Source organism: Micromonospora humida, from assembly GCF_016901255.1.
GTDB lineage: Bacteria > Actinomycetota > Actinomycetes > Mycobacteriales > Micromonosporaceae > Micromonospora > Micromonospora wenchangensis.
The window spans coordinates 122521-135745 of sequence record NZ_JAFEUC010000018.1; the positions used below are offsets into that span (position 1 = coordinate 122521).

The 13225-nt window shown below is 72.3% G+C and carries 7 protein-coding genes; 1 reads left to right on the forward strand and 6 read right to left on the reverse strand.

The window, feature by feature from the left end:
- Positions 1-24 precede the first annotated feature (24 nt).
- Positions 25-5091, reverse strand: a complete 5067-nt coding sequence (locus JQX11_RS29120) for an NAD-glutamate dehydrogenase (RefSeq protein WP_204928119.1) — start codon at positions 5089-5091, stop codon at positions 25-27.
- A 372-nt stretch (positions 5092-5463) separates the two neighbouring features.
- On the opposite strand from JQX11_RS29120, the gene JQX11_RS29125 reads away from it, so the two are divergent.
- Complete coding sequence (locus JQX11_RS29125) at positions 5464-7425, forward strand: penicillin-binding transpeptidase domain-containing protein (RefSeq protein WP_204928120.1); 1962 nt, start codon at positions 5464-5466, stop codon at positions 7423-7425.
- 144 nt (positions 7426-7569) lie between these two features.
- Here the strand turns inward: JQX11_RS29125 and JQX11_RS29130 are convergent, their stop codons facing one another.
- The 5 genes from JQX11_RS29130 to meaB form a co-directional block, all read right to left on the reverse strand.
- Positions 7570-8712, reverse strand: a complete 1143-nt coding sequence (locus JQX11_RS29130) for an arginase family protein (protein ID WP_204928121.1) — start codon at positions 8710-8712, stop codon at positions 7570-7572.
- Positions 8713-8776: 64 nt separating this feature from the next.
- On the reverse strand, positions 8777-9700 hold the full coding sequence (locus JQX11_RS29135; protein ID WP_204928122.1) for a tetratricopeptide repeat protein: 924 nt from the start codon (positions 9698-9700) through the stop codon (positions 8777-8779).
- Positions 9701-9801: 101 nt separating this feature from the next.
- Complete coding sequence (gene icmA, locus JQX11_RS29140) at positions 9802-11490, reverse strand: coenzyme B12-dependent isobutyryl-CoA mutase large subunit (protein ID WP_204928123.1); 1689 nt, start codon at positions 11488-11490, stop codon at positions 9802-9804.
- A gap of 366 nt (positions 11491-11856) precedes the next feature.
- Positions 11857-12096, reverse strand: a complete 240-nt coding sequence (locus JQX11_RS29145) for a hypothetical protein (RefSeq protein WP_204928124.1) — start codon at positions 12094-12096, stop codon at positions 11857-11859.
- A 185-nt stretch (positions 12097-12281) separates the two neighbouring features.
- Complete coding sequence (gene meaB / locus JQX11_RS29150; RefSeq protein WP_232378828.1) at positions 12282-13217, reverse strand: methylmalonyl Co-A mutase-associated GTPase MeaB; 936 nt, start codon at positions 13215-13217, stop codon at positions 12282-12284.
- Positions 13218-13225: the final 8 nt, after the last annotated feature.

Here is a 13225-nt window from a genome sequence, read left to right on the forward strand (position 1 = left end):
GCCACGGGCGCGGTCGGCGTACGGTCAGGCGGCGGCGGACGTCCGCACCAGGGTACGGATCTGCCGCAGCAGCACCGAGAGCGAGGCGAGATCCGCCCGCGACTCGTCGAACTCCCCCATCGCCCGGTGCGCCCGGTGGATCGAGGTGGCGTTCGACTGCTCCCACTGCAGCACCCGCTCCTGCGGCGGCAGGTCGCCCGGGGTGGATTCGAGCACCTCCCCGGTCAGCGCGGCCAGCGCGGCGTACAGGTCGTAGCGCAGCGCCATCCGGGCCAGCGTCTGCCAGCGGTCCTCGCGCGGCAGCAGGGAGATCTTCGACAGCAGCGAGTCGACCCGGAACCGGTCGGAGAGCACGAAGTAGACCGAGGCCACCTCGCCGACGTCGCGGCCACTGGTCCGCGCCGTCTCCACCACGTCCAGCAGACCGAAGCTGTACATCAGCCGGGTCGCCCGCCCGGCCAGCTCGGCCGGCAGCCCCCGGGCGGTCATCGCGTCGATGTGCTCCTGCAACGACTCCCGCTCGCTGCCGTGGAACCGGTCCTGCAGGTCGGGCAGCAGCCGGGCCACCCCGTCGCGGAGCCGCTCGATCTCGGCCGGCACGTCGATCGGGGACCGCCGGTTGGTCACCAGCCACCGGACGGCCCGGTCGAGCAGCCGGCGGGTGTCCAGGTAGACGCTGGTCTGCAACTCCGGCGGGACCTGGTTGTCCAGCGCCTCGACCGCGTCCCACAGCTCGCGCAGCCCGAAGACCTCCCGGACCACCACGTACGCCCGGATCACGTCGGCCGCCGACGCGGCCGTCTCCTCGACGACCCGGAAGACGAACGAGATGCCGCCCCGGTTGATCGCCTCGTTGACCAGGACCGTGGTGACGATGTCCCGGCGCAGCCGGTGCCGGGCCATCCGGTCGGCGAACCGCTCGCGCATCGGCGTCGGGAAGTAGTTGACCAGGACGTCGGTCGTCCACTCCTCGTCCGCGAGGCCCTCGGCCAGGATCTCCCGCTCCAGCACGATCTTGACGTACGCGAGCAGCACCGCGAACTCCGGCGCGGTGAGCCCGGACTCGGTGCGTACCGCCAGCTCCTCGTCCGGGGGCAGCGCCTCCAGCGCCCGGTCGAGCTGGCCGGCCCGCTCCAGTTCGCTGATCATCCGACGGTGCACCGGCAGCAGCGAGGCGGCCTGGGCCTGCGAGTTGTTGATCGCCCGCGCCTGGTCGTAGTTGTCCCGCAGCACCAGCTCGGCGACCTCGTCGGTCATCTGGGCGAGCAGTTCGTCGCGGGCCGGCACGTCCAGCGCGCCGTCGGCGACCGCCGTGTTCAGCAGGATCTTGATGTTCACCTCGTGGTCGGAGCAGTCCACCCCGGCCGCGTTGTCGATGAAGTCGGTGTAGATCCGGCCGCCGGTAGACGCGTACTCGATCCGGCCGAGCTGGGTGCAGCCCAGGTTGCCGCCCTCGCCGACGACCCGGCAGCGCAGGTTCCTGCCGTCCACCCGGATCGCGTCGTTGGACTTGTCGCCCACCTCGGCGTTGGTCTGGCTGGACGCCTTCACGTAGGTGCCGATGCCGCCGTTCCAGAACAGGTCCACCGGCGCGGTGAGGATCGCCTTCATCAGCTCCGGCGGGCTGAGCTGGGTGACGTCGTCGGCCAGGCCGATGGCCGCCCGCACCTGCGGGGTGATCGGGATCGACTTGGCCCCGCGCGGGAAGATCCCGCCGCCTTCGGAGATCAGCTTCGGGTCGTAGTCCTCCCAGGACGACCGGGGCAGCCCGAACAGCCGCTGACGTTCCCGGAAGGAGGTGGCGGCGTCCGGGTCCGGGTCGAGGAAGATGTGCCGGTGGTCGAACGCGGCCACCAACCGGATGTGTTCGGAGAGCAGCATCCCGTTGCCGAACACGTCGCCAGACATGTCACCGACGCCGACCACGGTGAAGTCGGCCGTCTGGGTGTCGTGGCCCAGCTCGCGGAAGTGCCGCTTGACCGACTCCCAGGCGCCCCGGGCGGTGATGCCCATCTTCTTGTGGTCGTAGCCGGCGGACCCGCCGGAGGCGAACGCGTCGCCCAGCCAGAAGCCGTGCGCCGCCGAGATCTGGTTGGCGATGTCGGAGAACGTGGCGGTGCCCTTGTCCGCCGCCACCACCAGGTACGGGTCGTCGGGGTCGTGCCGCACCACGTCCACCGGCGGCACGATGTCACCGGAGACGATGTTGTCGGTGACGTCGAGCATCGCGCCCACGAACTCCTGGTAGCAGGCGACGGCCTCGTCCCGGTCCCCCGGCTTCTGCTTGAGCACGAAGCCGCCCTTGGCGCCGACCGGCACGATCACGGCGTTCTTCACCATCTGCGCCTTGACCAGGCCGAGCACCTCGGTGCGGAAGTCCTCCCGCCGGTCGGACCAGCGCAGTCCGCCCCGGGCCACCGGCCCGTAGCGCAGGTGCACGCCCTCGAACCGGGGCGAGTACACGAAGATCTCGAACTTGGGCCGGGGCGCCGGCAGGTCCGGGATGGCCTGCGGGTCCAGCTTGAACGCCACGTACGGCTTGGGCCGCCCGTCGGCGCGCTTCTGGTAGAAGCTGGTCCGCAGGGTGGCCTGGATCAGCGTCAGGTAGGCGCGCAGGATGCGGTCCTGGTCGAGGCTGGCCACGTCGTCCAGGGCGACACCGATCGCGTCGACCAGTTCGCCGCTGCGTTCCCGGCGCTGCTCCGCCTCGCGCCCGTCCGGGGCGAACCGCGCCTCGAACAGTTCCACCAGCAGCGCCGCGATCCGCGGGTACGCGATGAAGGTCTGCTCCATGTACTCCTGGGAGAAGACCGCCCCGGTCTGCCGCAGGTACTTCGCGTACGCCCGCAGCACCACCACCTGCCGCCAGGTGAGGCCGCCGCGCAGGACCAGCTCGTTGAAGCCGTCCACCTCGGCCTCGCCCCGCCAGGCGGCGGCGAACGCGTTCTCCACGTGCGGGCGCACCTCGGCCAGCTCCTGGTGGCCCTCCGGCAGGCGCAGCCCGAAGTCGTACAGGAAGACCCGTCCGTCGATCCGGTCCACCTCGTACGGGTGCTCGTCGACCACCCGGACGCCCAGCGAGTGCAGCACCGGCAGCACGGCGGAGAGCATCATCGGCTCGCCGTAGCGGTAGACCTTGAACCGGACGTCCATCGCCTCGTCGGCCGGCTGCCCGGCCCGGGGCGCCCACTGCTTGCGGAACAGGTGCATCTCCAGCTGGCCGGGTTCCTCCAGCAGCTCCAGCTTGGCGAGGTCCTTCATCGCCTCGTACGGCGTGTGGGTGTCCTTGTAGCCCTCCGGGAACGCGTCGGCGTACCTGGTGAACAGGCGCTTGGACTGTTCGTCGCCGAGCTTGCGTTCCAGCACCAGCCGGTAGTCGTCGTCCCAGAGCCGGGTGGCGTCGGCCAACTCCTCGGCGAGCAGGTCGGCGTCGATGTCACCGGGCGGGTTGTTCGGGTCGGTCCGGACGATGAAGTGCACCCGGGCCAGCATCGACTCGGTGACCCGGGTGGTGTAGTCCACCCCGACCCCGTTCAGCTCCCGCAGCAGGATGTCCTGCATGCGCAGCCGGTTCTGGGTGGTGAACCGGTCCCGGGGCAGGTAGATCAGGCACGAGATGAACCGCCCGTACGCGTCGCGGCGCAGGAACACCCGCAGCTGCCGCCGGCCGGCCATCCGCAGTACGCCGGTCACCGCGTGGTACAGGTCGTCGGTCTTGATCTGGAACAGCTCGTCGCGCGGATAGGTCTCCAGGATCTGGAGCAGGTCCTTGCCGGAGTGGCTGCGCTGGCTCAACCCGGAGCGGTCCAGCACCTCGGCCACCTTGCGGCGGACCACCGGCAGCTCCCGCACGCTGGTCCGGTACGCCGCGGTGGAGAACAGGCCGAGGAACCGCCGTTCGCCGACCACCGCACCGGTCGAGTCGAAGATCTTGAAGCCGATGTAGTCCAGGTAGGCCGAGCGGTGCACGGTGGCCCGCGAGTTCGCCTTGGTGATGATCAGCAGCCGCTTCTCCATCACCTTCTCGTGCGCCTCGGGCGTCATCGACGACAGCGCCCGCGCCTCAGGCGAATCCGACCGCAGGATGCCCAGCCCGGTGCCGAGCACCGCCTCCAACGCCGGGCCACCCTGGCCCCCGGAGTCGACCAGCCGGTACTCCCGGTAGCCGAGGAAGGTGAAGTGGTCGTGGGCGAGCCACCGCAGCAGCTCCACCGAGTCGGTGATGTCCTTCTCCGGCACCGGCGGGCGGTCGTCCGCCGTCCGGGCCGAGGCCAACTCGTCGGCGAGCGCCAGGGCCCGCTGGCGCATCTTCGGCCAGTCCTCGACGGCCTCCCGCACGTCGGTGAGCACCCGCTGCAACTCGCGGCGCAACTGGTCCCGCTGGTCGGCGTCGCGGACCGGATCGATCTCGATCCGCATCCAGCTCTCCACCAGGTCACCGGCGATCGCGTCGTCCGGCTCCACGTCGGCGGAGACCTCGGTCAGCCGGCCCAGCGGCTCCCGCCGGACCACCACCAGCGGGTGCACCAGCAGGTGTACGTCGAGGTGGTGGGCGTTGAGCAGCGCGGTCACCGAGTCGACCAGGAACGGCATGTCGTCGGTGACGATCTCGACGACGGTGTGGTGCTGGTCGGCGTCGGGGGGCAGGATGCGCAACTTCAGCTCGCCCGGCACCCGCTGCTGGGCCAGGTCCCGGTGCGCCCGCGCCGCGTCGAGCATCTCCTCGGCGGTGAACCCGATCAGCTCCTCGTCCGGCGCGAACCGCCAGAACCGGCCCACCAGGGTCGCCGCGTCGTGGTCGTCACCGGCCAGCGCCACCGCCTGCGCCACCAGGCGCTCCGCGTTGGGCACCGGCTCGTCGAGTTCGGCGTCCTCCACGTCCTCACCGAGCGCCTCCACCGGAAGGCCCAGGTCGTAGAGGGTGTCGATGCTCGAACCGGTCATCCCGGTCACGCCGCTGTCGAGTCGGCCGTAGCCGTCCCCGTCGATCGGCGGGCTGTCCCCGTCGGTCGCCGAATCGAAGCTGTCGTCCCGGCCGGTGTCGCTCTGCCGGAGGTCGGGTACCGGTTTGATCGCCGGACGCCGGTCCATCGGTGCCACTCCCCTCGACGACCCACCGCGTTGTGGGTCACTCTGCCGCCCCACCATAGGCCCTGCCGCTTCGTGCCTCGGCCGGTGGACCACCGGTGGGACGTCCGGTTCGGGACTCTGGCCTGGCATCCGTGGCAGATGCACGATCGGCCGGGTGTCGAGTACCCCGCCTCGGGATGTTCATCACACCTTCGGGTCCACCACTTCGGGCGGCCCGCCGGGCCCGACCGACCCCGGCCGGCGCCCGTCGCGGCGACCGGGCAACGCCGACGTACGGCCTGGCCGGACGGCCCCGGCGACCGCACGGGGCGGTACGGGCGGCGACGGCGTACTAGCGTGCAGGGCAGCCCGCCGTCCGGAAGGTGCAGCTCCATGCCCCTGTCGTACCCCTACCGCCGCCCCGGCACGCCCCTGCGACGGGGGCTCGCGGCCCTGACCGCCACCGTGCTGGCGGCCGGCGCCCTCGTCGGCTGCTCCGCCGACGACGGGCTGACGGGCAGCGCGGACGCGTTCCTCGCCGGCTGGCGTTCCGGCAAACTGGACACCGTGGGCTTCGTCGACCCGACCGGGGCGAGAGTGCCCGCCGGCACCGTCGTCGAGGAGATCAAGGCCCTTTCCGGCGACCTCGCCGCCACCCCACCCGCCCTGCGGCGCGTCGGGGAGGCCGAGGTCACCAAGAACCTCGCCACCACCACCGTCGACATCCGGTGGACGCTGCCGGGCGGGGCGGCCTGGGCCTACCAGCGGCCGCTGCGGTTGCGGCAGAACTCCGGCGACGACAAGTGGCAGGTGATCTGGGAACCGCAGGTGCTGCACGAGCAACTGACCAAGGGCGACCGGTTGACGCTGCGGCGGACCGCCGCACCCCGGGCCGGGCTGCTGGACGGTGCGGGACAGCCGATCGTGACGCCCCGGCCGGTGGTCCGGATCGGACTGCAACCCGGCGAGATCCCGGACGTCGCGGCGCTGGTGGGGCGGCTCGACGCGGCGTTCCGGGCGGTCCGGCCGCCGATCAGCCCCCCGGTCGACCTCGCCGACCTGCCGCAGCGGCTCCGCGACGCCGACCCGGACGCGTTCGTCGAGGTGGTGACGTTGCGGGACGAGGCGTACCGGCAGATCCGTTCCCGGATCTACGACCTGCCGGGGACGAAGTTCCGGTCCGAGAAGCTCGACCTGGCACCGACCCGGGAGTTCGCCCGTGCCCTGCTCGGCACGGTCGACCCGGCGCAGGCCGACGACCTCGCCGCCCACCCCGACCGGTACGCCAAGGGCGACCTGGTCGGCCACGGCGGCCTCCAGGGCCGCTACGACGAGCGGCTGCGCGGTGCTCCCGGCACCACCGTGGAGATCCGCCGGCCTGCGCCCGAGGGCGGCAGCACCGTCGTCACCGAGGCGTTCCGGCAGGAACCGGGCCCCGGCCAGCCGGTCCGCACCAGCCTCGACGTGGCCACCCAGAACGCCGCCGACGGCGCGTTGCGGGGCGAGAAGCGACGCTCCGCCCTGGTGGCGGTACGGGTCAGCGACGGCACGGTGCTCGCCGCCGCCAACGGCCCCGGGGCGGCCGGGGAGAACCTGGCGTTCACCGCCCAGGTGCCACCGGGCTCCACGTTCAAGACGGTCAGCGCCCTGGCCCTGCTGGACAAGGGCGCGGTGACCCCGCAGACCACCGTCGACTGCCCGAAGACCCGCGTGGTGGACGGCCGCCCGTTCAAGAACTCCGACGACTTCGTGCTGGGCAAGGTGCCGTTCCGTACCGACTTCGCCAAGTCCTGCAACACCGCGTTCGTGGCGCTGGCCCCGCAGCTCGGTCCGGACGGGCTGGCCGCCACCGGTCGTACCCTCGGCTTGGAGGGCTCGTGGGACCTCGGCGCCGACGTCTTCACCGGCAAGGTCTCCACCGGCGGCGGGCCGACCGAGCAGGCCGCCGCCGCGATCGGTCAGGGCACCACCGTGGTCAGCCCGCTGGCCATGGCGGGGGTGACCGCAGCCGTCGCCCGGGGGCGTTTCGAGCAGCCGAAACTGGTGCTCGACCCGGCCCCCGCCGCGCCCGCCGCGGCCGGCCCGCCGCTGCGGGCCGAGTCGGTTGCGGCGCTGAAGACGATGATGCGCGAGGTGGTCACCGCCGGCACCGCCAAGGCGCTGGCCGACGTGCCGGGTGGCCCGGTGTACGGCAAGACCGGCACTGCCGAGTACGACGACGACCCGGCGCACACCCACGCCTGGTTCGTCGGGTGGCGGGGCGACGTCGCGTTCGCCGTCTTCGTCGAGCAGGGCGGATCGAGTACGGCCAGCGCCGTCCCGATCGCCGAACGCTTCCTCCGCGCCCTCCGCTGACACCTCCCCGCCCCACGCCCCGGTCCAGGTGCTCAGTTGGGCCGATGTTGCGGTATCCCGGCGAGCGGATAGCGCAACACCGACCCAACTGAGTTGATCATGTGCGGGGACACCGCAATATCGACCCCGTTGAGGGGGTCGTGCTCAGGAGACCGGCTCCTCGGCGCGGCCGGGTGCGTCAGCCGGCCCGGAAGCGCGGGTCCCATAACCGGACGGCCCAGACGCGGTCCCGGAGACGGACGACCCGGAGTCTGACGATCCAGGGACGGACCGCCGGGAAGCAGGCGGCCCGGGGACGGACCGCCCGAACGTGGACGATCCGGAGTCGGTGGATTGCGGCGGGGATGGCAGCAGTCGGGGCGCGACGGCGTCCGGGGCGACGACCGGGGCCAGCCCGGCGACGACCGTGTTGACGATCTCGGCGGCGTACGCGCCGTCCGGGTCGTAGTCGGGGTCGAAGACGGTCAGCTCGACGCCGAGGCAGTGCGGGGTGTCCACCAGCCCGGCGAGCAGGATCTCCAGCTCGGCGAAGGCGATCCCGCCCGGGTCGGGGGCGTCCACGGCCGGCATCACCGCCGGGTCGAGCACGTCCACGTCGATGTGCACCCAGTAGCCGGCGCAGTCGGCGAGCTGCTCGTGCGCCCACTGTGCGCTGCGGGCGGCCCCCTCGGCGCGCAGGGCCGGCACCGGCCGGGTGATGATCCCGGCGGCCTGGAGGTCGAGCCGGTACTCGTCCTGCGCCCGGATGCCGAGCACCACCACGTCGATGTCCCGGAAGTACGGTCGACGTCCCTCGATGGCGGCCAGGTCGGCCTGCCCGCGCCCGGTCACCAGGGCGAGGTCCTCGCCGGCCGCCGCACCGACGTAGGAGGCGTTGCCGGGGTGCCGGAAGTCGGAGTGGCCGTCGACGAAGACGAGCCCGATCCGCCCGCCGACCGCCTCGCCGAGCCGGTGCATGGCCAGCGCCGAGCCGAGCAGCACCGAGCAGTCCCCGCCGAGGACCAGCGGGAACTCGCCCCGGTCGATGATCGCGCCGATCCGGTCGGCCAGCGCCGTCGAGTACCCGGAAATCTCCCGGGCGTGGCAGACCCCGTCGCCGGGCCGCCAGTCGCCCGGGTCGTACCGGGGGGCGGTGAGGCAGCCGGCGTCGCGGGCCCCGAGCCGGGCGAGCAGATCGTGGTCCCGTAGCGCCCCGGGGGCCTTGCCGCAGCCGGGGACGGAGGTGGAGGTGGGTGGGCGCAGGCCCAGGTTGGTCGGCGCGTCGAGGACGGCGATTCGGCGCATCACGGGCTCCCGTCCTCGATGGTCGGCGGGCCGGCCGGGTGGCCGGCCCGCGCGGGGTGTCAGGGGATCAGAACAGGGCGCTGGCCAGGGCGCGACGGGCGGAGGCCACGGCGGGGTCGTCCGGGCCGGCGATGCTGAACAGCGAGACGAGGTGTTGGCGGGCCCGGTCCCGGTCGTCACCGGCGGTCCGCCGGACCAGCCCGACCAGTCGTTCGTACGCCTGCTCGGCCATCCCGCTGAGCACCTCGATGTCGGCGGCGAGGAGCTGGGCCTCGACGTCGTCGGGGTTGGCCTGCGCGGCGGCGAGAGCGGCCTGCGGGTCGGCGCCGGCGACCCGCCGGGCCACCCCGACCTGGGCCAGGCCGGCCTCGGCGGCGGCGTCCGCCGGGGATTCGGCGAGGATCTTGCGGTACGCCTGCTCGGCGGCGTCGAGGTCGCCGCTCATCAACGCGTCGTCGGCCTCGTCGAGGCGCGGGTCCTCCGGTTCGGCGACGGCGACGCCACCGGCCTTGAGCACGGCGGCGAGCCACTGCCGCAGCTGCGGCTCGGGGATCACCCCGGGGAAGGCGTCGATCGGCCGCCCGCCGACCACCGCATAGACGGTGGGGATCGCCTGGATCTGGAACATCTGCGCGATCCGCGGGTTCTCCTGGACGTCGACCCGGGCCAGGACCCACTGGCCGGCCCCCTCGGCCGCCAGCCGCTCCAGCACCGGGGCGAACTGGTCGCTGTCCGGATAGCCGGCCGCGCCGAAGAAGACCACCACGGGGGTGGTCATCGACCGTTCGAGCACCCCGGACTGGATGTTCGCCTCGGTCACGTCGAGCACGGCGGCGCCGCCTGCTGTGGCGGGACCGCCCGGTGCGCCGGTGGGTGCGCCGGTCTGGCTCGGTGTGGCGGGACGGGAACTGGCCGGGGCGGTGCCGCGCAGCGCGCTGAGGTCGACCGCGCCGCGGGTGAAGATCGACGAGGTGATCCGTGGGTCGCTCATGGTTACCTAGTCTCGCACGATCCCCACCGTTGTCGGCTCAGCCGCAACGCCCACAGTTGCCACTCTCACCTCCCCTTCTCCGCCCGGTCGGCGGGTGCGGATCAGAAGCGGGCGGGTTCGCGGTAGGTGCCCCATTCGGCGCGCAGGGCGTCGCAGATCTCGCCGAGGGTGGCTTCGGCGCGGACGGCGTCGAGCATGGGCGGGATCATGTTGCCGCCGGTGCGGCTGACCTCGACCATGCGGGTCACCGCCGCCGTCACCGCGGCGTCGTCGCGGGCGGCCTTGCGCTCGGCGAGGACCCGGCGCTGCTCCAGCTCCACCTCGTGCGAGATGCGCAGGATCTCCAGCTCCTTGGCGGTCGTGCCGGTGTGGCAGTTGACTCCGACGATCTTCTTGTCGCCCTTTTCGAGGGCCTGCTGGTAGGTGAAGGCCGACTCGGCGATGTGGCCGGTGAACCAGCCGTCCTCGATGCCGCGCAGGATGCCGGAGGTCATCGGGCCGATCCGGTGCGGGCCGTCGCCGCCGAGCTGCCGGATCCGGGCGAAGATCGCCTCCGCCTCGGCCTCGATGGCGTCGGTGAGCGCCTCGACGTACCAGGAGCCGCCGAGCGGGTCGGCCACGTTGGTCACCCCGATCTCCTCCATCAGCACCTGCTGGGTGCGCAGGGCGATCTCGGCGGATTCGTCGGTGGGCAGGGCGAGGGTCTCGTCCAGGGCGTTGGTGTGCAGCGAGTTGGTGCCGCCCAGCACCGCCGCCAGGGCCTCCACGGCGGTGCGTACCACGTTGTTGACAGGCTGCTGCGCGGTCAGCGACACCCCGGCGGTCTGGGTGTGGAACCGCAGCCAGAGGGCCTTCTCACTGGTCGCGCCGTAGACGTCGCGCAGCCAGCGGGCCCAGATCCGGCGGGCGGCCCGGAACTTGGCGATCTCCTCGAAGAAGTCCAGGTGCGCGTCGAAGAAGAAGCTCAGCCCGGGGGCGAAGACGTTGACGTCCAGCCCGCGCGAGAGCCCCAGCTCGACGTAGCCGAACCCGTCGGCCAGGGTGTACGCCAGCTCCTGCGCGGCGGTGGAGCCGGCCTCGCGGATGTGGTAGCCGGAGACCGACAGCGGCTTGTAGCGCGGGATCTCGGCGGCGCAGTACTCCATCAGGTCGCCGATCAGGCGCAGGTGCGGCTCGGGGTCGAACAGCCACTCCTTCTGCGCGATGTACTCCTTGAAGATGTCGGTCTGCAACGTGCCGTCGAGCCGGGACAGGTCGATGCCCTGCCGCTCGGCGGCGACCAGGTACATGCAGAACACCGGCACCGCCGGGCCGGAGATCGTCATCGAGGTGGTGACGCCGGCCAGGTCGATGCCGTCGAAGAGCACCTCCATGTCGGCGGCGGAGTCCACCGCGACCCCGCAGTGCCCGACCTCGCCCAGCGCCTGCGGGTCGTCGGAGTCGCGCCCCATCAGGGTCGGCATGTCGAAGGCGACGGAGAGCCCACCGCCGCCCGCGCCGAGGATCATCTTGTACCGCTCGTTGGTCTGCTGGGCGTTGCCGAACCCGGCGAACTGCCGGATCGTCCAGGCCCGACCCCGGTAGCCGGTCGGGTGCAACCCCCGGGTGTACGGGAACTCGCCCGGCCAGCCGATCCGTTCGAACCCGGGGTAGGCGGTGCCCTCGGGCGGCCCGTACACCGGTTGCACGGTGGTGCCGGACAGGGTGGTGAAGTCCGCGTCCCGCTTGCGCGCGGCGTCGTACCGGGCCTGCCAGCGTGCCCGTCCGGCGGCGATCTCGTCGGCGTTCATCCGCGGGGCTCCTCCTCGAGTCCTCGACCGAACCCCGAGTGTAGAACGAAGCCTGAACGATCGCTAAGGAAGCTCACCCACCCCGCCCGACCCGCCCCGCTCCGCCCCGGTGATCAAGAGGTTTGCGTCACGATCCGCGGGGCAGGCTGACGCGAATCTCTTGATCACCGGAGCGAGGAGGCGGTCTTCCGTGGGCCCTCGCCGAGCACGGCGCGCCCGAGCCGGCCGGCACCGCCGAACTCATCCGGGCGATCGTCCACACCGCCTCCCACATGATCGAGAACAGTGTCGGGGAGGCCAGAGCGCGCGGACTGCTGGAGCGGCCAGCGGAACGGTCGTTCCCATTCCGCGACGGCGCGGTCCGGATCAGGTGTAGAGGACCAGGTGCCAGTGCGGGTTGTGGCTGGCGGAATAGTTGCAGGCATAGTCGCGGTACCGCGAATTCGGCAGCTCGACCGCATTGCTGCCGGCCTGGTAACAGGCGGTGCTGTTGGTGAACCAACCGCCGCTCACCGAGCCGGCGCTCGCGGCGGCCGCCGTCGTCGCCAACGTCAGCGACACGGCGCCGACGACGAGCGCGCCGGAGACGCCGAGCCGGGTGGCCATTGTTCCGATCCTGGTCACGGTGTTCCTTCCCTTCCTCGGTTCGGAGACCGCGCCCCGGGCGTACAGAATGCGCCCGGGCCCGAGATCAGTTTCACCGTTCCTGTATACACGCGTACATCACGGCATTCAAGAGCAGCAATACGTCCCCCGAAAAGGGGCGGGTGGTGTCCGGCCCGCAGGCCCGGTCAGGAGCTGATCTGGGCGAGGAGTTCGTCCGCCGCCGCGTACGGGTCCAGCGCACCTTCGGCCACCTTTGCGGCGAGCGTGCTCAGCTCCGTACCGTCGCGCAGGGAACCGATGCGGGCGCGCAGGATGCCCAGCGCGATCGCCTCGATCTCGGCGGCGGCCCGCTTCTCCCGGCGGCGGCGCAGCTCGTCGTGCTGCTCCAGCCAGGCCCGGTGCTTGTCGATCGCGGCGGCGATGTCGTCGATCCCCTCGCCGCGCGCGGCGACCGACCGGACCACCTGCGGACGCCACTGCCCCGGCCCGCGCTCGCCCAGCGCGATCATGCCCTGGATGTCGCGGACGGTGTTGTCCGCGCCGTCCCGATCGGCCTTGTTGACCACGAAGACATCGGCGATCTCCAGGATGCCGGCCTTGACCGCCTGGATCGCGTCGCCCATGCCCGGGGCGAGCAGCACCAGCGTGGTGTCGGCGAGCGACGCCACCTCCACCTCGGCTTGGCCCACCCCGACCGTCTCCACCAGCACCACGTCGCAGCCGGCACCCTCCAGCACCCGGACCGCCTGCGGGGTGGCCGCGGACAGCCCGCCGAGGTGACCCCGGCTGGACATCGACCTGATGTAGACGCCCGGGTCGGTGGCGTGATCCTGCATCCGCACCCGGTCGCCGAGGATCGCCCCGCCGGTGAACGGGCTGGACGGGTCGATGGCCAGCACCCCGACCCGGTGCCCGCCCGCCCGCAACGCCCGCACCAGCTCGTTGGTGGTGGTCGACTTGCCCACCCCCGGGGAACCGGTCAACCCGACCACCTGGGCCTGCCCGGCGTACGGCGCGAGCGCCGCCGCCACCTGCGGCAGCACCTCGTCACCGGACTCCACCAGGGTGATCAGCCGGGCCACCGCCCGGGGGTCACCCTCGCGCGCCCGGGCCACCAGCATCGGTACGT